The 23,058-nt window shown below is 71.5% G+C and carries 21 protein-coding genes and 2 tRNA genes; 15 read left to right on the plus strand and 8 right to left on the minus strand.

All coding sequences use genetic code 11. The features are described from left to right. On the plus strand, positions 1-883 hold an 883-nt coding region (locus ABD352_RS42810), incomplete at its 5' end, for a substrate-binding domain-containing protein (RefSeq protein ID WP_344618319.1). Between the two features lie 108 nt (positions 884-991). Here the strand turns inward: ABD352_RS42810 and ABD352_RS42815 are convergent. From ABD352_RS42815 to ABD352_RS42825, 3 genes are all read right to left on the minus strand, one after another. After that, positions 992-2,386 carry a hypothetical protein gene (locus ABD352_RS42815; RefSeq protein WP_344618320.1) on the minus strand — a complete coding sequence of 465 codons (1,395 nt, stop codon included), beginning with the start codon at positions 2,384-2,386 and terminating at the stop codon, positions 992-994. Between the two features lie 38 nt (positions 2,387-2,424). Next, positions 2,425-2,498 (minus strand) — tRNA-Lys (locus ABD352_RS42820). Between the two features lie 6 nt (positions 2,499-2,504). Then, positions 2,505-2,577 (minus strand) — tRNA-Gln (locus tag ABD352_RS42825). Positions 2,578-2,718: 141 nt separating this feature from the next. On the opposite strand from ABD352_RS42825, the gene ABD352_RS42830 reads away from it, so the two are divergent. Together ABD352_RS42830 and ABD352_RS42835 are read left to right on the plus strand one after the other, a co-directional pair. Further along, a complete protein-coding gene (locus tag ABD352_RS42830; protein WP_344618321.1) occupies positions 2,719-3,510 on the plus strand; it encodes an SMI1/KNR4 family protein in 792 nt (263 codons plus the stop codon). A 288-nt stretch (positions 3,511-3,798) separates the two neighbouring features. Then, on the plus strand, positions 3,799-4,779 hold the full coding sequence (locus ABD352_RS42835; RefSeq protein ID WP_344618322.1) for a phosphotransferase: 981 nt from the start codon (positions 3,799-3,801) through the stop codon (positions 4,777-4,779). Positions 4,780-5,322: 543 nt separating this feature from the next. Here the strand turns inward: ABD352_RS42835 and ABD352_RS42840 are convergent. Continuing rightward, positions 5,323-6,081 (minus strand): MBL fold metallo-hydrolase, encoded by a 759-nt coding sequence (locus tag ABD352_RS42840; protein WP_344618323.1) that lies wholly within the window; start codon positions 6,079-6,081, stop codon positions 5,323-5,325. Positions 6,082-6,187: 106 nt separating this feature from the next. Between ABD352_RS42840 and ABD352_RS42845 the strand changes: the two genes are divergently transcribed. Continuing rightward, on the plus strand, positions 6,188-6,544 hold the full coding sequence (locus tag ABD352_RS42845; RefSeq protein WP_344618324.1) for a LysR substrate-binding domain-containing protein: 357 nt from the start codon (positions 6,188-6,190) through the stop codon (positions 6,542-6,544). Continuing rightward, a complete protein-coding gene (locus tag ABD352_RS42850; RefSeq protein WP_344618325.1) occupies positions 6,445-6,897 on the plus strand; it encodes a LysR substrate-binding domain-containing protein in 453 nt (150 codons plus the stop codon). Before ABD352_RS42845 ends, ABD352_RS42850 begins: the two co-directional genes overlap by 100 nt. Before the next feature lie 83 nt (positions 6,898-6,980). Here ABD352_RS42850 and ABD352_RS42855 read toward each other — a convergent pair whose 3' ends face one another. Both ABD352_RS42855 and ABD352_RS42860 read right to left on the minus strand, forming a co-directional pair. After that, positions 6,981-7,616 carry a response regulator gene (locus tag ABD352_RS42855; protein WP_344618326.1) on the minus strand — a complete coding sequence of 212 codons (636 nt, stop codon included), beginning with the start codon at positions 7,614-7,616 and terminating at the stop codon, positions 6,981-6,983. After that, positions 7,613-8,815 (minus strand): sensor histidine kinase, encoded by a 1,203-nt coding sequence (locus tag ABD352_RS42860; protein ID WP_344618327.1) that lies wholly within the window; start codon positions 8,813-8,815, stop codon positions 7,613-7,615. Before ABD352_RS42860 ends, ABD352_RS42855 begins: the two co-directional genes overlap by 4 nt. 147 nt (positions 8,816-8,962) lie before the next feature. On the opposite strand from ABD352_RS42860, the gene ABD352_RS42865 reads away from it, so the two are divergent. From ABD352_RS42865 to ABD352_RS42875, 3 genes are all read left to right on the plus strand, one after another. Further along, positions 8,963-10,048 (plus strand): ABC transporter permease, encoded by a 1,086-nt coding sequence (locus ABD352_RS42865; protein WP_344618328.1) that lies wholly within the window; start codon positions 8,963-8,965, stop codon positions 10,046-10,048. Then, entirely contained in the window at positions 10,045-10,728 is a 684-nt protein-coding gene (locus ABD352_RS42870) for an ABC transporter ATP-binding protein (protein WP_344618329.1), read from the plus strand. The genes ABD352_RS42865 and ABD352_RS42870 overlap by 4 nt, the downstream gene beginning before the upstream one ends. A 214-nt stretch (positions 10,729-10,942) precedes the next feature. Next, entirely contained in the window at positions 10,943-12,130 is a 1,188-nt protein-coding gene (locus tag ABD352_RS42875; RefSeq protein WP_344618330.1) for a site-2 protease family protein, read from the plus strand. 68 nt (positions 12,131-12,198) lie between these two features. On the opposite strand, the gene ABD352_RS42880 is transcribed toward ABD352_RS42875, so the two are convergent. Continuing rightward, a complete protein-coding gene (locus tag ABD352_RS42880; RefSeq protein ID WP_344618331.1) occupies positions 12,199-12,843 on the minus strand; it encodes a TetR/AcrR family transcriptional regulator in 645 nt (214 codons plus the stop codon). A gap of 96 nt (positions 12,844-12,939) precedes the next feature. On the opposite strand from ABD352_RS42880, the gene ABD352_RS42885 reads away from it, so the two are divergent. Then, the gene (locus ABD352_RS42885; RefSeq protein ID WP_344618332.1) at positions 12,940-13,377 is read left to right on the plus strand and encodes a hypothetical protein; all 438 of its coding nucleotides are present in this window, start codon (positions 12,940-12,942) and stop codon (positions 13,375-13,377) included. Positions 13,378-13,572: 195 nt separating this feature from the next. After that, a complete protein-coding gene (locus ABD352_RS42890; RefSeq protein ID WP_344618333.1) occupies positions 13,573-13,836 on the plus strand; it encodes a hypothetical protein in 264 nt (87 codons plus the stop codon). Between the two features lie 127 nt (positions 13,837-13,963). Here ABD352_RS42890 and ABD352_RS42895 read toward each other — a convergent pair whose 3' ends face one another. After that, on the minus strand, positions 13,964-14,092 hold the full coding sequence (locus tag ABD352_RS42895) for a hypothetical protein (protein ID WP_344618334.1): 129 nt from the start codon (positions 14,090-14,092) through the stop codon (positions 13,964-13,966). A gap of 255 nt (positions 14,093-14,347) precedes the next feature. Between ABD352_RS42895 and ABD352_RS42900 the strand changes: the two genes are divergently transcribed. The 5 genes from ABD352_RS42900 (at position 14,348) to ABD352_RS42920 (ending at position 23,056) form a co-directional block, all read left to right on the plus strand. After that, complete coding sequence (locus tag ABD352_RS42900; RefSeq protein ID WP_344618335.1) at positions 14,348-17,020, plus strand: ATP-binding protein; 2,673 nt, start codon at positions 14,348-14,350, stop codon at positions 17,018-17,020. A 111-nt stretch (positions 17,021-17,131) separates the two neighbouring features. After that, on the plus strand, positions 17,132-19,720 hold the full coding sequence (locus ABD352_RS42905) for a toxin-antitoxin system YwqK family antitoxin (protein WP_344618336.1): 2,589 nt from the start codon (positions 17,132-17,134) through the stop codon (positions 19,718-19,720). Positions 19,721-20,049: 329 nt separating this feature from the next. Beyond that, positions 20,050-21,261, plus strand: coding sequence for a glycosyltransferase (locus ABD352_RS42910; RefSeq protein WP_344618337.1), 1,212 nt, complete (start codon positions 20,050-20,052; stop codon positions 21,259-21,261). After that, positions 21,258-22,547 (plus strand): aromatic ring-hydroxylating oxygenase subunit alpha, encoded by a 1,290-nt coding sequence (locus ABD352_RS42915; RefSeq protein WP_344618338.1) that lies wholly within the window; start codon positions 21,258-21,260, stop codon positions 22,545-22,547. The genes ABD352_RS42910 and ABD352_RS42915 overlap by 4 nt, the downstream gene beginning before the upstream one ends. Continuing rightward, complete coding sequence (locus ABD352_RS42920) at positions 22,544-23,056, plus strand: aromatic-ring-hydroxylating dioxygenase subunit beta (protein ID WP_344618339.1); 513 nt, start codon at positions 22,544-22,546, stop codon at positions 23,054-23,056. Before ABD352_RS42915 ends, ABD352_RS42920 begins: the two co-directional genes overlap by 4 nt. The last annotated feature ends 2 nt before the right edge of the window (positions 23,057-23,058 follow it).

Below are 23,058 nucleotides of genomic sequence, written 5' to 3' on the forward strand. Positions count from 1 at the left end.
GTCGCTCCTGCGGGAGCACGGCTACCGCCGCCCGGCGGGCGCGCCGGCAACGACGGGCATCGAGGTGCTCCTGTCCGGGATGCTCAGCTACATCGCGCTCGAGGTGGTCCGCGGGATCGAGGACGTGGCCGCCACCCGGGACCTGACCGTGAGCCTCACCGACATCCGGCGCCGTGCGGCGGCCGGGCAGTCGTGGATCGAGCCGCTGCTGCTGCGCCGCCCGGTCGGCGTCATCGCCGGCTTCGCGGGGTTCACCGCCGAACACCTCGAACTGCTCGACGCCAACGACATCCCGGTCGTGACCCTCGACCCGATCGGCGACGTGTACCCGACGCCGTCGGTCGGGTCGAACAACTGGAGCGGCGCGCTGGCCGCCACCCGGCACCTGCTGGGCCTGGGCCACCGGCGCATCGGCGTGATCACCGGCCCGGTCAAGGACCTCTCCTCGCGGGCCCGGTTCGACGGCTTCCGGGCCGGCCTCGACGCCGCCGACGTGCCGTTCGACGAGCGGCTGCGGCGCAGCGGCGTCTTCACCTTCGAGGACGGCCGCGACCTCGGCCTTGAACTGCTGCGGCTGCCCGACCCGCCGACCGCCGTGGTGTGCGGCGCCGACCTGCAGGCCCTCGGTGTCTACGAGGCGGCCCGCATCTGCGGCCGGCGCATCCCGGACGACCTCAGCGTGGTCGGCTTCGACGACATCGAGCAGTGCGCGTGGGCCGGGCCGCCGATGACCACCGTGCGCCAGCCGTTCGCGGAGATGGGCGCCGCGGCCGCGCAGCTGGTGCTGGCCCTCGCCGCCGGCGAGCGGCCCGCGCAGAGCCGGGTCGAGCTCGGCACCGCCCTGGTGGTGCGGGCCAGCACCGCACCGCCCGCCGTTCGCTGAAACAGGCCCGGCGACCATTCGCGAATGCCGCTCGCCCGTGCTCTGCCGCGCCATCCGGGATGTCCGCGAGGCTTTGCGGCATCGCTGGCACCGGCCCGACCGTTGTGCTTACAGCTCGGTGCGCGTCGGCAGGTCGCTGGTCACCACGCCGGCCGGAATGTCCCCGGCCAGCGCGTGCACGTATCCCGGCTTGATCTTCTTGCCGGAGAGCGCGCCCGCGTTGCGCAGCAGCGCCGCCCACACCGGGTCGGCCACCGACACGCCGTGCACCAGCTCCGGCGTCGGTTCGAACGCCGCCACGCCGCCGGTCGGCCGCGGTGCCACCCAGCCGCGGGCCTCCGCGTCGACACCGTGGGTGCGGCACGCCGCGGCCACCGTCTCGCGGGTGCACGCCGCCTCGCCGGACAGCACCTGCCACGGCAGCGGCAGCGACGCCCACACCGCCGTGTCCGGGTCCACACCCGAGCCTGCCGAGCGGTGCCAGGCGGCGAGGTCGGCGGCCATCAGCCGCATCACCTTGCCCGGGCAGGCAACGTCGAGCAGGTCGAGGGCGCCGCACGCGGCGAGCGCGTTGAGCCATCCGGCGCGGGCCGTGTTGTACGCCTGGGCCACCGTGTTCCACGTCGACGAGTCCATGCCGCGGCGGACGATCATCGTCGTGCGGTCGACGGACGGGTCCCAGCTGCGGCGCAGGAGGTCCGCGGCGCCGCGCATCAGCGCCGACCAGCGGCCCAGCAGCGCACCGCGCTCCTCGAGCGTCAGCCGGGACACCACGTCCGGCATCGGGTACGCCCGCGACACCATCCACCAGTCGGTGTGCGGTTCGGCCAGGCAGCGCTGGAACAGTACGTCGGCGATCTTGTCGTACGGGTTCGTCCGGCCCGACAGCGAAAACTGGCGGCGCAGGTTCTTGCGGGCGACGAAGTACGCGACGAACCGGGCCGCGACCGGGTCGGCTGCGAACCGGTCCGCGGTGATGTCCGCGGCGAGGCCCGACCGGCCGACGAGCATCAGCTCGCGCTTGCGCAGTTCCGTCTCCAGCCGGTCGATTTTGGCGGCGAGCCGGGTGAGGAACCGGAACCGCCGGTTGTACTGCCGTTTCGGGAGGTCGATGCCGTGCGTGGCGCGCTGGCCGCGGTCGAGCCGGTCGTGCTTGAAGCTGCGCTGCCCCGGCAGCAAGCGGATCGACTCGGCGGCGCCCGCGCAGATCAGCCGCAGCTCGGCCGGGTCGACGGCGGCGTGGGCCAGGTCGGCCTCGTCGCGCTCGAAGAGGTGCGCCAGGGCCGACAGCTGCCGTCCGGCACCGACCGGGCGGGCGAAGTCCGCGTACATCGACGAGTACCAGCCGTGGCGACGGTAGGAGTGCTTGGCCGCCCGCTCCAGTACCGCCCGTTCGCGGCCGGTCAGGTCGTCGAAGCCTGCCAGGATGATGTCGGCGATCTCCTCCGGCCGTTCGCGGCCGTCGAGAGACGCGTGCAGAACGGCGAGCGTGTCGGTCGACATGGGCCACCCCTGAGCTGTGGTTGGAGCGTTTGCGAAGACCTCGCCGACCGGGCTCGAACCGGCGTCCAGTCGGGCCGAAGAGCCGACCGCTCTGCCACTGAGCTACGGCGAGGTCCCGCCCTGCTGACTGGGCTCGAACCAGCGTCCACCCGGTCCCAGAGCCGGGCGCTCTTCCACTGAGCTACAGCAGGAGCCATCAAGGTACATCGTGGATCGAAGAGGCGCCGCGGATTTGTTCGGCCCGGCTTGGCTTGCATCGCCTCTGTACAGTGCACCGCGCGATTCAAGATCGCCTTGCATCAACGTACACAGGCATTCAGGAGCTTTCACATATGCTGTCCCAGCCGCAGTATCACGCGCGTTCGCTGGCCCTGGCCGGGCAAACCGCGGAGACTTCACCCGACGCCGTTGCGGCAGTCGACCGGTTCGCCGCTGTGCGCGGCTTCCCGTTGCCCGCGTCGGTGCGGGAGTGGTACTCACTCGCCGCCGGACAGGAGACGCTTCGCAGGTTCAGCAACGAGGACCGCGTGTACGCGGCCCACGAGCTGGGCCGGCCGGAGCATTACTGGCCCGACGGCGACCCCGACGAGGAACGCGAGTGGGATCCGGTCGCCGAGTGTCAGCTACTGCCGTTCATGATCGAGAATCAGGGAGTCTGCTACTGGGCGGTTCTGCTCGACGGCAGCGACGACCCGCCCGTGATGATCTCGTTCGACGACCTGGAGCCGACCGACGACTGGACGATGCTCGCGGCTTCGTTCTCGGATCTGGTGTACACCCGGATCTGGGACCACCAGGCGATGTACAGCGCCCGGACGCTCCGGGCGCCGATCGCGAGCTTCGACCCGGCCACCTGGGCGGGTCTCGGCACACCGTTGGAGGAGCGGCCCGCGGACAGCAACAGCCAGCGGTACCGGTTCGCCGGAAGCGCCGACGACCAGCGGGTCCTGCTGGAGAAGGACGCGTGGGGCCCGACCGGCCAGTGTTACCTGTGGGCGGCCAGCGACGACCTGCTCGTCGACCTCGTCACCACCGTGCGGGCGTCCAGCGGCCTGGCAACGGAGCTCAGCACGTACTGGGGCAAGGAGACCCTCGACCGCATCGGTCATCGCCTGGAAGCCTGAACCATCGCGTCCATGCGCGCGGCACGGCCCGGGGATCGGGTGTCGAACCAATGCCCCCGGGCGGCAGCCGGACCACCTGAAGCGGCCTGCTGACCGCCGCCGCGACGACCGCGCTGATGCCGAGGATCCAGTACCCCTCGGCGCCGGCCACCGCCGGCGAACGGCGACTCCGTGAGGTCTTGGCGGCGACCACCGCCCGCGCAGCCCGCCACATGAATGGTTCTTCGAGTGGTCGCCTGACAGCGCCGGGCGAGCGGCGTCCGCGGGTCCTGTGATGGGATACGACGCGTGATCGAATCGCGGGTGCCGGTGTTGGAGATGTTGTGGGAGCCGCACGACCCTCGCCACGCGCTCGACGGACGGTTCGGTTTCAGCGATGAAGAGTCGGCCGGCCGCTGGGTTGCCGCGATGCTGGACGAGCACTGGGGCGTTCGCATCGACTCCTGCGAGCGGATCGTCATGAGCGGGGGCAACGCGCTGGCTTGGGTCGGCACGCCGTCTGGCCGGCTGCTCGCGAAATGGTCGGTAGTGCTCGAGCGATTTCCGCGTTTGGTGGAGACGGCGCGTCTCACGAGCTGGCTCCACGGCCGGGGGCTGCCGGTTTCAGCGCCGGTTCCGGCACGAGACGGCCGCCTTCAGGTCGAGGCCGGCCGTGTCTCGATGGGCCTGCAGCGCGAGATCGTGGGCGACCTCCTCGACACCGCCGATCTCAGCCAGGTGCGGGCGGCCGGAGCCCTGCTCGCCCAATTGCAGGACGCGCTGGCCGCATACCCGGACGCCGATCAGCTTCCCGCGCTCGCCGTTTCGTCCAAGCCGTTGACGGCCCGGGTTACCGACTGGCTCGACTCCCGCGCCGACCATCTGCCGATGGCCGCTCGTGAGACGCTGCGCGGGCTGGTCACCAGCGCGCCGCCCGAGCGACTTCCGCGCCAGCTCGTCCATTTCGACTTCCGCTCCGCCAACATCTTGTGTGTCCGCGGCGAGGTCGCCGCGATCCTCGACTTCGAGGAGGCCCAGCATGATCACCGACTCGTCGAGCTGGCCCGCGCGGCGGTCCTGCTCGGCACCCGGTACCACAACTGGGGGCCGGTGTCGGCCGACGTTCGCGCAGAATTCCTTACCGGCTACCAGTCCGAGCGCCCGCTGACCCCGGCCGAGGCGGGCTGGTTGGACATCCTCCTCCTCTGGCAGGCCCTGGCGATGGTGCCACCCGGCGACGACCCGACCGGGTGGGGACCGTCGGCGTTGAGCCAGCTGACACGACCCTGAAGCCGAAAGCCGCAGGACCAGATGCCACACCGCCCGGGCGGTCAGTTCAGTCGGCGCAGCTGGTTGCCGGGCGGCGGTGACCCGTCGCCGGCCGAACAGACCAACCTCGGTCTCGGCTGCCTCGGCGCGCAGCGTGGCCTCCGTGAACGCCTGGCGCCACTCGGGTGTTCGCGAGGCGAGCACCCGGTCGATGTCGGGCACTGGTGGATGCAAGTACACGAACGACCCCACCCGCCGTACCACGTCGGCCGGGCCCACGGCCAGAGCCAGTATGGCCCGGGTCCGGATGCGTTCGCTCCAGGCCTGCGCGGTCAGGCCCTGCCGCTGCTCCGGGCCGGGCACAGCGCAGAGCTGTCGACGCAGCGCCTCCCAGGTCCCCGCCCGCGCGTCGTCGGACAGGCGGGGAAGGACGTCGAGCACACCGTCGCCGTCATCCGTCTCGAACAACGCGACCACGGCAGACACTGAACGTACATCCGGCACAAGACCAGGATGACGCCCGGTCCTCACGGTCAGGAGACCGCCTCGAAGTACCGCCGAAAATCAGAAGGTGTACGGCGTGTCGTACTCCGGCAGCAGGACCCGGGCGCGAGGGGAGGCCTTGCGGATCTCGGCGACGAACGCGTCCAGCTTCGCGGCGTCGGAGGCGGCGCGCGCGGGAGGGTTGCGCAGCGGGGTCTCGAAGTTGTCCCAGTGCACCGGGACGACCACGCGCGGGTGGTCCAGCGCGGCCAGCAGCCGGCGGGTGTAGTCGTGCACCACGCCGCCGGACGGCAGCGCGACCATGGCCACGTCGGGGGCCAGGCCCGTGACGTTGCGCTCGACGAAGTCGCTGCCGCCCATGAAGAAGACCTTCGGGCCGCCGCTGATCGTCACCTGGTACGCCAGGGTGTCGCCCTCGGGCAGGTCGGCGATCGTCTGCGGGGCCGGTGGCTGGGCGAGCCGCACACCGGGGAAGGCGAGGGAGTACGCGGCGTTGCGGCTGTGCAGCGCCGCGATCACCTCGACGGTGTAGTCGCCGAAGTCGAGGTACTCGCCGCCCTTGACCGGGACCGCCTGGGCGCTCGGCACGCCCGAGGCGAGCGCGAGGTGGTACGCGGTGAGGGTGCCCAGGACGCGCACGCCGGCGACGGTCTTGGCGATGTGCGGTACGTCGTTGAAGTGGTCCCAGTGCGTGTGCGTGACGAGCACCGTCTCGGGCTTGCCGATGCGCGGCCCGATCGCGTCGGCGTCGACCCGCAGCGGCGTCGACGGGTCGAACGCGCCGCTGAACAGGCCGGTGGGGTAGCGGCTGGGCGTCACGCTCTTCGATCGGCGGCCCCGCAGTACCGAGCTCACCGTTGCCGGCCGCGCCCTGCGCGACGAGGCACCGCAGTTCCTGGCCGCTGAGCGCCGGCTGCGGGCGCTCATGCACAGCATCCGCGACGGCGATCTCGGCACCCTGCGCGCCGGGGTGCCGCCCGAGACCCCGGCGGCCGCCCTCGGCGAGCTGCTGCGCCGCCTCGGCGAGCAGGCGCCCGGCCTCGACGTCGACCTGCAGGAGCTCACCACCGCCGAGCAGCTCGACCTGCTGGCCGCGGCGCGGCTGGACGTCGGCCTCGTGCACCACCCGGTCGGCGCCGCCGACCTGCGCCGGGCCCGGTCACCCGGGCGCGCCTCGGCGTCGTGCTGCCCCGCGTCTCGCCGCTGGCCAGGCTCGCCGAGCTCACCGTCGACCAGCTCGCCGGGCAGGGCCTCGTCGTGTTTCCGCGCACGGACACCTTGATCGGCGCCTGCCGGGAACTGGGTTTCGTGCCGCCGCGGGTGCGGCACGCCCGCAACCCGGAGTTCCTCTGCGGCCTCGTCCTCGCCGGCCTCGGGGTGGGCCTGGAGCGCGAGGACGTCGTGCGGCGCGAGCCCCGGGTCGTGTGGCGGCCCCTCGCCGGCGACCCGCTGTGGCAGGAGACGTCGGCGGTGTGGCCGCGGCGCGCCCCGCATCCGGCGGCGGAGCGGTTCGGGGCGCTGGCCAGGGCCGTGCTGGAGACGCGCGCCGACTCGCCGGGGCGCATCCTCGGCGCACCGGGGCCGTGGTCGGTGGTGTTCGACCGGGCGAATACGGACGGGCTCACCGAGCGCTGAGCGCCGCGATCAGGTGACCGCACGGTGCACGGTCTTCGGATTTGCCTGGTGAGACGCGGCGGCGCCTGGGACGCTCCAGAAGCTCAGCGCCGGATGAGGCCGAGGTTGGTGGCGGCGGCGACGGCTGAGGTACGTGAGTCGACGTCGAGCTTGGTGTAGATGCGGGCCAGGTGGGATTTGACGGTGCCCTCGGTCAGGTGGAGGCGGGAGCCGATCGCCTGGTTCGACAGTCCTTCGGCGACGAGGGTGAGGACTTCGGTCTCGCGGCCGGTGAGTGAGGTGGCGGGTCGCCGCATGCGGCTCAGGAGCCGGTCGGCGACGACCGGGGCGAGGGTGGTGCGTCCGGCGGCGGCGGTCCGCACCGCGGCTGCCAGGTCTTCCGGTGGTGCGTCCTTGAGCAGGTAGGCGGTGGCGCCGGCGGCGATGGCGGGCAGGGTGTCGGCGTCGGTGTCGTAGGTGGTGACGATGACCACCCGGGGCGCATGCTGGCGGGCGGTGATCGCGGCGGTGGCTTCCGCACCGGTCATGCCGCCTTTGAACTGCAGGTCCATCAGGACGACGTCGATGTCGCCGTCCGCGACCCGGGCGACGGCCTGCTCGGCGGTGGCGGCCTCGGCCACCACCGCCAGGTCAGGTTCGGTTTCCAGGACGGCGCGCAGCCCGGCCCGCACGATGGGGTGGTCGTCGGCGATCAGCAGGCGGATCGTCTTGCTGGTCATGGTCGTACGCCTGCGCCGGCGGGAACCTGGACGGCCAACGCGGTGCCGGTGTCCGCACCGGCCTCGATGGTGAGCGTGCCGCCGAGGGCCCGGGCTCGGGCTCGCATGGCCGCGAGACCGAATCCGCCGTTGCTCGCCTCGGCGGTGGTGATCTGGGAGGGGTCGAAGCCGGTGCCATCGTCGACGATGTCCAGAGCGACCTGGTCGCCGAGATAGCTGAGGGTGACGTCCACGGTGCCGGCGTTGGCGTGCCGGACGACGTTGGCCAGCGCGGACTGGGCGATGCGCAGCAGGGCGATCTCGGTCGCGGTGGGCAGTGGCACCGGTTCGCCGGTGCGGTGGAAGCGCGCGGTGATCAGGTGCCGTGCGGTCGTGGTGGCACACAGCTGCTCGAGTGCTTCGGACAGGCCGGCGTCGTCGAGTGCGGGTGGGGTGAGCGCGGCGACGAAGCGGCGGGCCTCGGCGAGGTTGTCCAGGGCGGCCTGCCGGGCCTGGGCGACGTGACGGCCGGCCGTCTCGGCGGTGTCGGGCAGCGCCCGCTCGGCAGCGCGCAGCAGGAGCTGGATGCTGGACAGGCCCTGGGCCAGGGTGTCGTGGATCTCGCGGGCCAGCCGCTCCCGTTCGGCCAGCATCCCCGCGGTGTGCTGTGCCGCGGCCAGGTCCGCGCGCGTGGCGGTGAGCTCCTCGATCAGCTGCTGTCGCCGCTCGCTCTCCCGGTACAGGGCCTGGTAGCCCCGCACCACGGCGATCGCGACGGCCGCGCCGAGCATCGGCCCGACCGCGATGGCCAGCGTGACCGAGCCGGCGTGGGCGGCGAAGCCGGTGACCGCCGCGATCGCGGTGGCGAGCACCGCGACCATGCCGGCCCGGCGGGGGAGCAGGTGCAGTTGCAGGAAGTACAGCGGAAACGCCAGCCAGACCCCGTCCGCCGAGACGGCCAGCAACAGCAGCCACGCCGCGCTGAGCGTGGCCAGCCACACCGTGGCGGCCTGGCGAGAGCGGCGCACGGAGGCAAGTAGCTGCCCTGTGGCGTAGGTCAGCGCGAGCGCCGTAGCGGCCGCGACCACCAGCCAGGCGTGCGCGGCATGGTTGGCCACCGCCCGCCCGGCCGCCAGCACCAGCAGGCCGGCGACCAGCAGATGCAGGCACCACAGCAGGCCACGGGCCGTACGCGGCAGGCGGGACACGGTCGCAGACATGATCTGTTCAGCGTACGCAGCGTCACGCCCGTGGGCCTCTGTCGAAAGATGCAAGCCGCACACCGCCCTGCGGCAGATGCCCGCACCCCCGGTCGGCGGCGACCGTGGAAGTCGCCACCACAACGCCGGAGGAAAGGGCGGAACACTGTGTTTGTCGCATGGCGCGACCTGAAGTTCGCCAGGGGGCGCTTCGCCCTGATGGGCGCCGTCATCGTGCTGATCACCCTGCTCGTCGGGCTGCTGTCCGGGCTGACCGCCGGGCTCGGCCAGCGCAACGTCTCCGCGATCACCGGCCTGCCCGCCGACCGCATCGCCTTCAACGCCCCAGCCGAGGGCCAGGACCTGTCGTACGCCAACTCCACCGTCACCGCCGAGCAGTGGCAGCAATGGGCCCGCACCGGGGGTGTCACCAGCGCCGAACCGCTGGGCATCAGCACCACCCGGGCGACCGCCGGCACCGCGACCGCCGCCGTGTCCGTGTTCGGCGTCCGGCCTGGCTCCTCGCTCGCCCCCGGAAGCGATCGGATCGATGACCGATCAGTGGTGGTGTCCACCACGGCCGCCAACGACCTCGCAATTGTCGCCGGCGACACCCTCACCCTGGCCGGTAATGCCGTGACGGTCGCCGCCGTGCGCGGCGATGCGTCCTTCAGCCATACCCCTGTCGTCTGGGCGAGCCTCGACACCTGGCGCCGGACCACCTCACCCGCCGAGTCCGGCCGTGTAACCGCGACCGTGATCGCCCTGACCACCACCGCCGGTGCCGACATCGAAGCCGGAGACCGAGCGGCCGGCACCCGCACCGTCAGCCGCGACGACTCGCTGTCCGCGATCGGCTCCTACACCTCCGAAAACGGCTCCCTGCAATTGATGCGCGGCTTCCTGTTCGCCATCTCCGCCCTGGTCATCGGCGCCTTCTTCACCGTCTGGACCATCCAGCGCAGCGGCGACGTCGCCGTCCTGAAGGCCCTCGGCGCCTCCACCGCCGGCCTGCTGCGTGACGCCCTCGGCCAAGCCGCCGTCCTGCTCGTCGCCGGCACCCTGACCGGCACGGCCCTCGCCGCCGCGGCCGGCGCGCTCGTCGCCGGGACCGCCGTGCCGTTCCTGCTCAGCCCGGCCACCATGCTCGTCCCCGCCGCCGTCATGGTCCTGCTCGGTGTGCTCGGCGCCGGCCTGTCCATCCGCCGCATCACCTCCGTCGACCCGCTGACCGCCCTCGGGAGCGCCCGATGACCCTGCGCCTGACCGACGTCACGCTCACCTACCCCGACGGCGACACCCGCCTGACCGCCCTGGACCACGTCTCCCTCGACGTGCCCCGCGGTACCCTCACCGTCGTCGCCGGCCCGTCCGGCTCCGGCAAGTCGAGCCTGCTCGCCGTCGCCGCGACCCTCATCACCCCGGACAGCGGCATCGTCACCATCGACGGCACCACCGTCACCGACCTCAGCCGCAACGACCAGGCCGCCCTGCGCCGCCGCAGCATCGGCATCGTCTTCCAGCAGCCCAACCTGCTGCCCGCACTCACCGCCGCCGAACAGCTCCACGTCATGGCCGTCATCGACGGCCGCCGACCGGCCTCCGCCCGCCGCCGCGCCCTCGACCTGCTCGACGCCGTCGGCATGGCCGCCCAGGCCGGCCGCCGCCCCCATCAGCTCTCCGGCGGCCAGCGCCAGCGCGTCAACATCGCCCGTGCCCTGATGAACAACCCCACCGTCCTGCTGATCGACGAACCCACCAGCGCACTCGACCACGAACGAGGCGCCACGATCGTCGAGCTGATCACCCAACTCACCCACCAGCAGGCCACCGCCACCGTCCTGGTCACCCACGACCGCACCCACCTCGCCGCCGCCGATCAGATCACCGAGGTCCGGGACGGCCGCCTCCTAGCCGTCCAAGGCCAGTCGTGATCGGTCGGGAGGCAATCTCCTGTTGCCGCTGGCCGGTGCTGTGTGTCTACGGTTTCTGTGTGTCTACGACCGAAGCAGCGGCCCGCGAGGCCACCATCCACCTCGCGGCCTGCCCGGTCGCCGTGGTGCGGTGTGCCCGCGGGTGAGCCGGAGGCGCGATCGCGTGCTGATTCGGTCTGAGGGTGGGTGCTGATACCGGAGGGCGGTGGTGGCGATGCGGCAGTCCGCGCGGCTGGGCCAGCTCGCCGGCATCCCGATCGGGGTGCACTGGTCCGTTCTGGTGATCATGCTGCTGCTGGTGCAGGGACTGGCGCAGCTGATCCTGCCCAGGGGCGCGCCGGGCCATGCGCCGGCCGTGTACTGGGGTGTGGCGGTGGTCGTGGCGGTACTGTTCCTGACGGCTCTGCTGGCGCACGAGCTCGCCCACTCGCTGGTCGCGCGTCACTATGGGGTGCGGGTGCGCTCGATCACGCTGTGGTTGCTCGGTGGCGTCTCGCAGCTGGACGGCGAGGCTCCGCACGCCCGCGCCGATCTGCTCATCGCGCTCGCCGGGCCGCTGGTGAGCCTGGCCGGCGCCGGAGTGTTCGCCGCCGCCACGGCTGCCGCCTCCGCATCGGGCGCCGGACCGCTGCCGGTGACCGGGCTGGCGTGGTTGGCCGTCGTCAACGCCATTCTCGGGGTGTTCAACCTCCTGCCCGGCGCGCCGCTGGACGGCGGCCGGGTGCTCGCCGCCGTCGTGTGGTGGATGCGGGGCGACCGGGCGGCCGGCCGCCGTGCCGCCGGCCGTGCGGGCATGGTGCTCGGCGGGCTGCTGATCGCCGCCGGTTTCGCCGAGATACTGCTGTCGGGCAATCTCAGCGGGTTGTGGCTGTCCGCCCTCGGCTGGTTCGTCGTCGCGGCGGCCCATGCGGAGACCACCGACGCGGTCCTGCGCAAGACGCTGGCCGGGGTCCGGGTCGGCGACGTCATGACGACACCGCCCACCTGCGGCTACACCAGCGAGTCCGTCGGCGGCTTCGTCGCCGCCGTGGTCCGGCACCACCCGCACCGCACCTTCCCGGTCCTGGACCTCGACGGCCGGCTGGTCGGCCTCGTCAGCCTCGCCCGGCTCGCCAAGGTTCCCAGCGCCGACCGCGGCAGGGTGCGCCTGGGCGACGTTTCGACGCCGGTCGACCGGACCGGGGTGCTGGACCCGGCCGATCCCCTGATCGGTGCCGCCCCGGCGCTGCAGGCCGGCGGTCACCGGCTGGCCCCGGTCGTGAGCGACGGCCGGCTGGCCGGGATCGTGACGTCGCACGACGTGGCCCGTGCCACCGAACTGGCCGGGCTGGGCGTCACGCCGGACCGCGGCGGGGCCGCAACCACATCGGGCTCCCAAGCGCCGGCGGATCTCGGCCGGTGATCGCCAGCGCCGTGCCGGCGGCGCCGGTCCCGCGGCAGGCTGACCCCGTGGCAGTGTCCGTCGTCCAGCTAGGCGGCGGCGATGCCGGCCAGGACCGTTTCCAGCATCCGCTCGAACTCGGCCTGACTACCGAACCCCGCTTGCCGCGGAGCCAGGGCGGCCAGCGTTGGGTACCGGGCCGGATCGAACGCCAGAGGAGTCGCGCCCGTTGCGGGGTCACCGGCGCCCTCGGGATCCGCGCTCAAGATGGCGAGCAGGTACCCGTTGAGGAATGCGAAGAGCACCATGGGGGCGTCCGCGATCGTCTGGTCCGGGATCTCGGCGCGCCGCATCGCCGCGGTCAGCCGTTCGAGCGCCTCGAACGCCACCGCTGAGGTCTGCGCTCGGGTCGCCAGCAACGGGAAGACTCGGGGATGGCGGATCGCCATGTCCCGGTATCCGCGCGCCATGGCGCGTGCGATGTCCGTCCAGTCGTCCGGCCACTGCGCGACTGTGGCCGAGACCTCCGTCAGGACGGCCTCGGAGACGGCGTCCAGCAGCGCGGCCTTGCCCTTGATGTGGTTGTAGATCGACATCGGATCGACGCCGAGCTCGGATGCCAGGCGCCGCACGCCGAACAGCTCCAGACCCTGGCGATCGACGAGGTCCACCGCCGCGGTGGCAATCCGCTCGCGGCTCAGCCCGGCCGGTTTGCCCTGTGTGCGTTTCGCCACTCCAACCCTCTCGCCTTTGCCTAACCTACGCCGTAGGTCTAAATTCTACACCGTGGGTAATACCTACAGTGTAGGTACACTTGAGGGGGACGTCCGATGACGAATACGCGTTCAGCTGTCGCCACGATGTACGTGGGCCTCGGGCTCACCGTCGTCACGATGATCGTCACGTACCTTGCGCGCACGCGCCTGGCCGACCACATCCGGGCCGGCTATCCCGCCTACGCGCAGGAGCGCATCGACACCGCCGCCGGGACGTACCTCATCTACCTGACGGTCCTTGGCGCGCTCGGCATCGTGTGCTGGTTCTGCTCCATCTGGGCGGTCGGGACGGGCAAGCGGTGGGCCCGCGGCGTCGCGACCCTGGTGTTCGCGCTCAGTGCGAGCGTCGCCCTCTTCAACCTGCTCGTGAGGGACACCTCCGGGGACACCGGCCTGCCGCCGCTGCTCGGCTGGGTCGGGATGGCGCCGTGCCTGGCCGGACTCCTGGCCGTCGTACTGCTGTGGAGCACGCGACCGGCATCGCGGGTGTGACAGCACTCCGGCCTCCGGCCTCCGACGAGGGTGATCCGTGTTGAGGCGGGCATGCTGGCCAGCAGGTACCAGCGGGTGCCGAAACCCGCAGCCGGGGAATCCCGCTGGCGGCGAGGTGGTCCGTCATCGGTGCGAGAGAACGTGGAGTCAGCCGCCCACGCTCCAGGAACACGCCCCCAGGAACAGGTGATCCCCATGACGACCCGCACGGTTGAGTTCGACCCGGTGCTGTCCATGGCACTGTTCGTCTCCGACACCCCGAGGACCCGCGAGCTGGACGACGCGACGGTTCGCCAGACCGTTGACCGCACGCTGGCACAGCTCGGGCCGGACGAGTGCTACGCCCGGGCCGCGCAGGAGTTCGGCGACCACCCCGAAACCGCGTTCGAGCGCATCCAGTGGGCGCGCGAGCTCTGCAGCCGCGCGATGACCCCCGAACTCGTCGGCGCGGCCGCCTGAGAGCTCGGCGTCGACCGAGACGCGCCGGACTGCAGATGGTCCGCCAGCTCGCGGCGACCTGGCGCAGCGCCCTTCGTCCGGAACGAAGCCCGGCACGCGATCGCCAGCGCCTGCTTCGGCGGGGACGTCAGTACATGACCATCCCGCCGTGGACCGCGGCCGTGGTGGCGGTTATGAACGCGTTCTCCTCGCTGGCGTAGAAGGCGACCGCCCGGGCGACGCCGTCCCGAGCCGCTGGGCCGGTGCCGGTGCGCAATGACAGCGCGCTGCGGATCGCGGTTCATCTGGTCACTGCGACGACTTCCGCATGCTGTGGGACCACGAGTATCCATCGGCGCAGCCTTCCTCGACTGTGCGCATCTGATTCCGGCCATGCCGGCCGGCCCGGCGGCGTAGCGTCTGGAGGCGCACCTTTGGTGCGGTGGTGACCGGCCCGCGATCTGGCTCTGTGCATCTGGCGTCTCGGAGCCGGTCGGCGGCCCGGCGCAGATGCCAGGAAGGTAGCCGCCACATGAGCACGCCGGAGCCCGGCACGGTAGCGGACCCACTGCGACAGGTGAAGCCGGCACGCCGCCGGCGGCGATGGCCGTTGCGGTCCTACCTGATCGGGTTGCTGGTGCTGTTCGTCGTGACGGCCGGGGCAGGTATCTGTGCCGGCTGGGTGCAGGCCCGGCACGACGCCGTGTCGGCCGCCCGAGCCGACGCCTCGACGGCGGCCGGCCTGGCGGCGCGGCAGATCGGCGAGAGCCTCGCCACCGTGCGCGACAGCGTCGAGTCCGTCGCGTCCAGCCCGGGCGTAGCGCAGGTGTTCGCCGACCCGGGCGACTGCCGGTTGGCGTTCTCCCTCGGCGGTGCCGATGACGGGCACCTGGACGTCCTACGCCCCGACGGGACCGTCGTGTGCTCGTCCACGCCACTGTCCGACGGCCAACCGGCCAACGCCTACGCCGGGTCTTCCTGGCTGCCCAACGCGGTGCGTACACCACAAGCCGTTGCCCCGGTCCGCGACGACCGCACCGGGCGACCCGCCTTCGTGATCACCGCCGTAATCCCCGCACTCGGACTGGTAGCGGCATTCGTCGACCTGCCCGCCCTCGGCGCGGCAGCGGGCAGACTGTTCGGCGGAGCCCGCCACCTCGAGTTGCTGATCACCACCGAGGGCCGCACCGCCGTGCTGACGCGCTGGCCCGACGGACTCCGGTGGGCCGGCACGCAGGTGCGTCATGCCCGGCTCACGACGACCGGCACCGGCGCCGACGTGACCGGGCTGCCGCGGTTGTACGGGCGGGCGGCCGTCGAGGGCACCGGCTGGCAGGTCTTCGCCGGCGCAGACCGGTCCGCCGCGCTGGCGGACGCCGACCGGCTGGCACGGCGCCAAGCCTTGATCGTGGCGCTCGGCCTGTTCGCGGGACTCCTGGCGACGATGGTCGTGCAGCGACGCGTCACCGCCCCGATCGGCAACCTCCGCAGCTCGGTGCGCACCGCCACCTCCGGCAACCTGGGCGCGACCGTCTCGGTCACCGGCCCCCGGGAGGTCGCCGAACTCGGCGAAGAGTTCAGCGCTCTGCTGGCCACCGTCGACCGGGAACTGCAGGAACGCCGCCGCGCAGAGGACACCGCCCGGGAACACGAACGCAACTACCGGCAGATGTTCGACGCCAGTCCGAACCCGATCGTGCTGTTCGACGTCGACACCCTTGACATCGTCGCCGCCAACGCGGCCGCCCTGGCGTACTACGGCCGGTCCGGCGACGCCCTCCTCACGATGACCTACACCGATCTGCTCGCACCGGACGATCTCGACGAGGCAGGCGCCGACGGTGTGGCAGTCGAGCCGGTCGAACGCGACCGGCCGCAACGCCACCTCAAGCACGACGGCACGATCGCCGAGGTCAGCGTCACCGCCTACCTGACGTCGTTCGCCGGGCGGAAGGTCCGCTGTGCCGTCATGACCGACGTCACCGAACGCGAGCACCTGCAACGACGGCTGCGCCAGTCCGACCGGCTGGAGAGCCTCGGCCAGCTCGCCGCCGGCGTTGCGCACGACTTCAACAACCTCCTCGGCATCATCAACGGCTACGCCGGTATGGCCGCCGCGGACCTGGAACCGGTGGCCGCAGCAGACCCCGCCTGGCGCACGCTGCACGCCGACCTCACCGAGATCGTCGCCGCGGGGGACCGCGCGACTGCCCTCACCCGTCAGCTGCTGGCCTTCGCGCGCGCCGACCCCGCACCCGAGACCCGCACCCTGGACCTCAACACCGTCGTCACCGACCTCGACACCCTGCTGCGACGCGCCCTCGGCGAGGACATCACCCTCACCACGCACCTCACCGCGCAACCGTGGCCGATCCGAGCCGACCCTGGCCGCCTCGAGCAGGTCCTGGTCAACCTCGTGGTCAACGCCCGCGACGCCATGCCCGGCGGCGGCACCCTCAGCATCGAGACCGCACCGGTCACCGTCGACGAGCACTACGCCGCCCAGCACCCCGGCGTGCGAACCGGTCGGTACATGCAGCTGCGGGTCAGCGATACCGGTACCGGCATGAACAAGGCGACCCTGGAGCGGGCGTTCGAACCCTTCTTCACCACGAAACCCAAAGGCCACGGCACGGGCCTCGGCCTCGCCACCATCTACGGCATCATCACCCAGGCCGGCGGGCACGCCCAGATCTACTCCGAACTCGGCCACGGCACCACCATCACCGCACTGCTCCCCGCCACCGACGACCTCGCCGAACCGGACACCGCACCCGCGGAACATCCGCGGTCGGGCGCCGGCGAAACGATCCTGCTCGTCGAGGACGACGACAGCCTTCGCGCGATCACCGAACGCATCCTGTACCGGGCCGGTTACACCGTCCTGTCTGCCGCCACGGGCACCGACGCGCAGCGCCCCGCCGCGACACACCCCGGGATCGCACTGCTGCTCACCGACGTGATCCTGCCCGACATGCACGGACCCGCCCTCGCCGCCGCCCTGCACAGCACGCATCCGGGACTGCCCGTCATCTACCTGTCCGGATACACCGAGACGATTCTGGCCAACCGCAGCACCATCCCCGCCGGGGCGACCCTGCTCACCAAACCGGTCAGCGCCCAGCAGCTCCTGCACACCGTTGCCCGCGTTCTGGACCACGCGGCCGCGGTAGGCCCGCCGTCGCTGTCAAGACACGCTGACTAGCATCGCCACCACCAGTGGGCTGCATGAGGGCCGGCCGGTTGTGGTCGCTGCCTATGCTCGACGACCGCGATGGTGCCGTCCGGCATGCGGCGGCGATGTGGAGGTTGTGGCGTGGATCGGCCTGATGGTGTGCCGGCGGAGGCGCAGCTCGTCGAGGGATGGGAGCTGTACCCGTCGGGTCCGCGGTGGCCGGCGTGGGTGGCCGGGTCGTGGGATGGTGGCGAACGGTCCGGCACATGGCGGGCGTGGCGGCCGGACGGGTCGTTGCTGGAGGAGAGCGAGTGGCGGGCCGGCAAGCGTCGCGGGACGTACCGGCGGTTCCACGACGACGGTTCGCCGGCGGTGTCCTGCGAGTACGCCGACGACGTGGTGGTGTTCGCCCTCGGGTATCGGACGGACAGCCCGAGCCGTGATCCGTTCTCGTTCGACGGGTGCGCGACGGCGATCCGGAGCATTCGCAACGACTACGACGGCGACGGCGTGCTGGTACGGACCCGCTGCTACGCGGCAGACGGCGGTGAGCTGACCATTGCCGGTGCACCGATGCCGCCCCGACCGGCCGGGGTGCCGGAGATCGCCAACCTCTACCCGAACGGGCTCTGGGCGGTGGTACGGCGGCGCGACGGCGAGCTGCACGGGGCGGCCCGGCACTGGAACGCCGACGGGACGCCGCACATGATCGTCTACAACCGTGCCGGCCTCGAGGTCGGACGCTGGGGGGACAAGCCGCTCGTTGAGGCGGCCCGGGACGGTGACGCCGCCTCGGTCGAGCTGTGCCTGGCCGCCGGTCTGGGCCGTTCGCCGGGCGCGGCGTGGTACTTCGCGTACGAGGAGCTGCCGGAGCTGGCGCTGCGGCTCCTGCGGCGGGAGCCGGCCGTCGAGGATGAATCGCCCGGTCCGCCGCCGGCCGACGCGCCCGGCGACGCGATTTGGGTAGCGGGCCTGCGCGCGTACGTCGTCGGCGACGTCGACCAGGGGACCGGTGCCGCGGTCGGGACCTGGCGGATCTGGGAGCAGAGCCGGTACTCGTCACACTACGAACACAGCTACGTCGAGGCCGACTTCGTCGACGGACGCCGGGCCGAACGGCGCAGCTACTTCAGCAGCGGCGGACTGGTCAGGTTGGAGCGTCGCGGGTCGGACGGCACGAAGCTGCATCGCTCATGGGACTACCGCCACCGCCTCGACTCCGAGCGGGAGCGGGCCGCCGACGGCACCGAGACGTTCCGGCGGTTCCACGACAACGGTGTCGCCCGCATGGAGCGGACCACGCGGGACGAGGCGTTCGTGGTCGCGAGCTGGTTCGACGAGTCGGGAACCCGCACCGCCGAGGTCACCCCGACCGACGCCACCGTCGACGGCAAATCGGTCGAATGGTGGCGGGCCCTGGACGCCACCGGCGCGGTCATCGCCGAGGGGCCGGTGGAGCCCGGCACCGGCGGCGGGCCGGTAGGGCAGTGGCGGCTGTTCGACCCCGACGGCACCGACCTCGGCTCAGTGTCGTTCGAGGGCATCGACCGGTTGGCGAACAACGCCGACCTCGGCCGCGTCGTCCATGCCCTGCGCACCTGGCACGCGGCGCCGACACCGCCCGAGCTCGCCGGCGCGGACGCGGTGCCGTGGGGCGACCTCGACACGTTCCACGGCAGCGGGAGCCACCTGCCGTTCCTGCTCAAGGGACTGACCGTGGCGGACCCGTACGCCTTCTCCGTGGCCCTGGCCGTGCTGTCGAACCTGCTGTGGCACCAGCACACGGTCGCCGAGGCCACGGGCCCGGCGTTCCAGTACATGACCGCATTGGTCGACCGGGTCGCCACCGACGACGACCGGAAGCGGCTGCTGGACCTGCTGGTGGGTATCGCCACCCGGGACGGCTCACCCGCCGCCGCGCACCGCCTCAAGCTCATCCACGCCGGCCTGCCAGGCGACGCGACAAACCCGGCCGAGCACTTCGCCGAGCACGGTGCGGAAGGCGCCTACCACGAGGTGCTCACCAGCCTCGCCGACGCGGTACCGACCTGGACGAGGCTCGCCGCCCACCGGCGGGCCGGCTTCCGGCGCCGCGCGGTCACGCTGCTCGCCGCCGCACCGGGCGCGGCCGCCGCGGATGCGTTACGGGACCGGCTCGCGACCGAACCGAAGCGCAAGATCCGGGCGGCGATCCTGCTCGGTCTGGCGCTGCACGACACCGACCCGCGGACCCGGCAGGCCCTCCAACCGCACCTCAGCGGCGACGACCCACTGCTGCGGTTCTGCGCCGCGCTGACCTGGGTCCGCCGGCACCACACTCCCGCCGCCGACGGCGTGCGGGTGCTCATCGACGCTCTGCGCGGCGGCCTCGTGCCGACCGGCTACGACAGCCTGTACCTCGGCGAGGAACCGTTGACCGACGTCACCACCGCCCTCGCCCTGCTCCCGGCCGACCAGGCCGGCGAACAGCTGACCGGGCTGTGTGCGGTCCTCGACCAGGTCAACGCCGTTGATGCCGTGTCCGTCGCCAACGCGCTGCTGGACATCGTCTTTCCCGTCGCGGCGTACCAGGAGGGCGACCCCCTCACCGACCCGCAGCGCACCGTCATCCGCGCCATCGCCGGGAGTGTAAACGTGTGGACGTTCAACGTCAACCTGTTCGAGGTCCTCGACCGCAACGGGCTGCCAAACCACCCCGACGAGTTGCACGCCCTGGCCATCGACGGATAGGTGATGGCCACGCCATTGCGCCAACGGCGACAAGAAGGTCGAAGCGGATGAATGTCTCGCACCCTCAAGAATGCGTGAAAACAGACATTCGAAACCCGATGCCGAAAGTCATCGAAATGCTCGTCGAGAACCCAGATCCGAGGAGGGTGTGGCCACTCAACGCCTATCCGCAACTTTCACGCATTGCTCGACATCGATTGCGTATCTCGACAGGCTTTGCGAAACTTCCTGAGGGCAGGCGGTGAACCCGGGTTGTTCGAGTAGCGTCTCCTCAGTGATGGTGGGGAATGCGTAGAGCCTCGTAGCAGTACCTGGACGTCGACGGTTCCTTGCGCCTGCCCGGGCTCGACTCGTTTCTGAAGGCAGGAGATTTGATGCGCGTCGCCCTCCTCACTACGACTCAGCATGGTCATCTGAACCCGTACGTTCCGGTGGTCAACGCGCTCCGAGCTGCCGGCACTGAAGTTGCGCTGCTGCTGTTGTCCGCGGACGGTGGCGCGCTCGACGAGCAGCGTCGCCAGGCCTTGGGCAAGGCGCAGGTCCACGCGATCGGGCAGGTCGAGATGGCGCCGTGGAGCGGCGACCCGGCGAAGATCGGCCCGATGCTCCAGTCGTCGCCGGTGGCAGGGCAGACAGCTGACGCGCTCCGTGCGACGGCGCCGGACTTCGTGCTCGTCGACTCGCTGCCGGTCACGGCGTCGGCCATGGTCGGCGCGCAGGCGTCCGGCGTGCCGTACGGGATGATCTGGGCCAACCTGGGTGGAGTGTGCCCGAGCGGGCACCGGCGAGGCCGCTGGCCGTACGACGAGCAGGTCGGCGACTATCTGACCAGGCACGGGGTGTTGTGGTCGACCCGGACGCATTCGGCGCGCTCGCCGATCCTCAATCTGATGCCGACGATTCCTGCTCTCGTCGGGGCCGACGCGGTCACCGACGACGGTGTGCAGCTGGTCGGGTTGCCGGGTGCGGCGGGGACCCGCGGCGACGAGGTCGCCTTCTCGGCCCTGGATCGGATCGCCCCCGACCGCCCGGTGGTGTACGTCTCCTTCGGCACGATCTTCTACCGGCGGCCGGACCTGCTGCGCACGGTGATCACCGGGGCGGCGGCGACCGGTGCACAGGTGATCGCCGCGGTAGGGGATCTCGCCGAGGAACTCGCGCTGCCCGACGACGTGCTCACCGCCCCGTATCTGCCGCAACGTGAGGTGCTCGAGCGCGCCGACGTGTTCATCACCCACGGCGGGTACAACTCCGTGGCGGAGTCGATCCGGGCGGCGACACCGATGCTGGTGATCCCGCTGGCTGTGGATCAGCCTATCCAGGCGTACTTCGTGGGTAGTGCGGGCTTCGGGACTGTGTTGGAGCCGGCCGGCGTCACCGAGCAGGCGGTCGCTGACGCGGTCACCGATCTGCTCGATCCCGCCCGGGACTACCGGGCCCGGCTGCGTGCTGCACAGCCGGAGTGCGGCGATGCTGCCGTGCGCACGGCCGAGCTGGTCATCAGCACGGTCGAGACGCTTCAGCGAGTGGGGGAGCGGTGACGATCGAACTGCAGCGGCCGGTGGGCGACCCGATCGTGCTCGATGATCTTGAGCGCCTCTCGTTCCGGGTGGATCGCCGCGCCTACACCGACGACGACCTGGCCGCGCGGGAGATGACCAGGATCTTCGATCGCTGCTGGTTGTACGTCGGGCACGAATCGGAGGTGCCCGCGCCGGGCTGCTACGTGGCACGCGATGTCGGCGGGCGCCCGGTGGTCATGGCGCGCGGGTCCGACGGGGTGGTCCGGGTGTTTGCGAACAGCTGCACGCACCGCGGGGCGCTGATCTGCTCGCAGCCGGCCGGGCAGGCCAGATCGTTCCGGTGCCCGTATCACGACTGGACCTTCTCCAACCAGGGCGACCTGGTCGGCGTCCCGATCCCGGACGGGTACGGGCCAGGCTTCCGGAAGGCGGACTTCGGCCTGGCGCGGCACCGCAGTGACCGTTACCGCGGTTTCGTGTTCGTCACCTTCGATCCGCAACAGCAGCGCACCTTGACCGAGTACCTGGCGGGTGCGACGGAGTACCTCGATCTGATCGACGACCAGTCCGAGGTCGGGATGGAGGTGATCCAGGGTGCGCAACTCCACGGGGCTCGGGCCAACTGGAAGCTCATGATGGAGAACAGCGTCGACATCTACCACTTCCGGGCCCTGCACAAGCGGTACGTCGGCTACATGGAGTCGCTGGGGTCGGTGCCACCACGACGGCGAGGCGGCTTCGGCCGCGCCCTCGGACTGGGGCATGGAGCCAACGAGCTGCCACCGGCGGCCGCCCGCCCGCTCGCCTACTGGACGCCGATGTTCGGCGCCGAGGTCCGGCCGCGGATCGAGGCGGCGGCCGCACGGTTCGTCGACCGGTTCGGCGCCGAACGCGCCGAACGGATCACCGGCACCAATCGCGCGGTGCTGATCTTCCCCAACCTGATGATCATCGACGCGATCGCGATCACGATCCGCAAGATCGACCCGGTCGGCGCCGGCCAGATGGCGATCACCTCGGTCGCCCTGGCCCCCAAGGACGAGGATCCGGACATCCGGGAGCTCCGCAAGAGTCACTACCTGACGTTCCTCGGCCCCGCCGGCTTCGCCACTCCCGACGACATCGAGATCATCGAGTCCTGCCAGCGGGGGTATCGCAACCGCACGGTCCGCTACTCGGATCTGTCACGCGGGATGAACAAGGAGGTCCCGGAGACGACCGACGAGCTTCCCGCCCGCGAGTTCTGGCGGCAGTGGGACCGGCTGATGCACGGCGACGACGGCCACCTCGAGGTCGCGCGATGACCATCGAGCTGACGGTCGACGAAGCGGCCCAGGTGCGGTTGTGGCACCGGGTGAGCCAGTTCCTGTTCCGCGAGGCGCGGCTGCTGGACGAGTGGCGCCTGCGCGAGTGGTACGACGAGATGCTGACCGACGACATCCGGTACTCGGTGCCGGCCACCGACGTGCGCGGCGAGACGGCCGACGCGCTCGGGCTCATCGACGACGATGCTGCCCGGCTACGCCAGCGGATCGAACAGCTCCTCAACGGTGAGGTGTGGTGCGAGAACCCTCGGTCGCGGACGAATCGGATGATCAGCAACGTGGAGATCCTGACCGATCGCGGCACGCACCTCGACGTGGCGGCGAATGTCATCGTGTACCGGTTCGGGCACGGGCGCTCCGACGCCTACGTCGGAAAATGCCGGCTCGAGCTCGTCGTCGAGGGCGAGTCGTTCCGGGTCCGGAGACGGGTCGTGGTGCTCGACCACGAGACGTTGTACGAGCACGGAAAGCTCAGCGTCATCCTGTGACC

The organism is Dactylosporangium salmoneum (assembly GCF_039532525.1).
Classification (GTDB): Bacteria; Actinomycetota; Actinomycetes; order Mycobacteriales; family Micromonosporaceae; genus Dactylosporangium; species Dactylosporangium salmoneum.

Coding starts and splice junctions, on each gene's coding strand:
- ABD352_RS42815 (WP_344618320.1), bottom strand. CDS start 2,386: ATGTCGACCGACACGCTCGCCGTTCTGCACGCGTCTCTCGACGGCCGC.
- ABD352_RS42830 (WP_344618321.1), top strand. CDS start 2,719: ATGCTGTCCCAGCCGCAGTATCACGCGCGTTCGCTGGCCCTGGCCGGG.
- ABD352_RS42845 (WP_344618324.1), top strand. CDS start 6,188: ATGCACAGCATCCGCGACGGCGATCTCGGCACCCTGCGCGCCGGGGTG.
- ABD352_RS42855 (WP_344618326.1), bottom strand. CDS start 7,616: ATGACCAGCAAGACGATCCGCCTGCTGATCGCCGACGACCACCCCATC.
- ABD352_RS42860 (WP_344618327.1), bottom strand. CDS start 8,815: ATGTCTGCGACCGTGTCCCGCCTGCCGCGTACGGCCCGTGGCCTGCTG.
- ABD352_RS42870 (WP_344618329.1), top strand. CDS start 10,045: ATGACCCTGCGCCTGACCGACGTCACGCTCACCTACCCCGACGGCGAC.
- ABD352_RS42875 (WP_344618330.1), top strand. CDS start 10,943: ATGCGGCAGTCCGCGCGGCTGGGCCAGCTCGCCGGCATCCCGATCGGG.
- ABD352_RS42885 (WP_344618332.1), top strand. CDS start 12,940: ATGACGAATACGCGTTCAGCTGTCGCCACGATGTACGTGGGCCTCGGG.
- ABD352_RS42890 (WP_344618333.1), top strand. CDS start 13,573: ATGACGACCCGCACGGTTGAGTTCGACCCGGTGCTGTCCATGGCACTG.
- ABD352_RS42900 (WP_344618335.1), top strand. CDS start 14,348: ATGAGCACGCCGGAGCCCGGCACGGTAGCGGACCCACTGCGACAGGTG.
- ABD352_RS42920 (WP_344618339.1), top strand. CDS start 22,544: ATGACCATCGAGCTGACGGTCGACGAAGCGGCCCAGGTGCGGTTGTGG.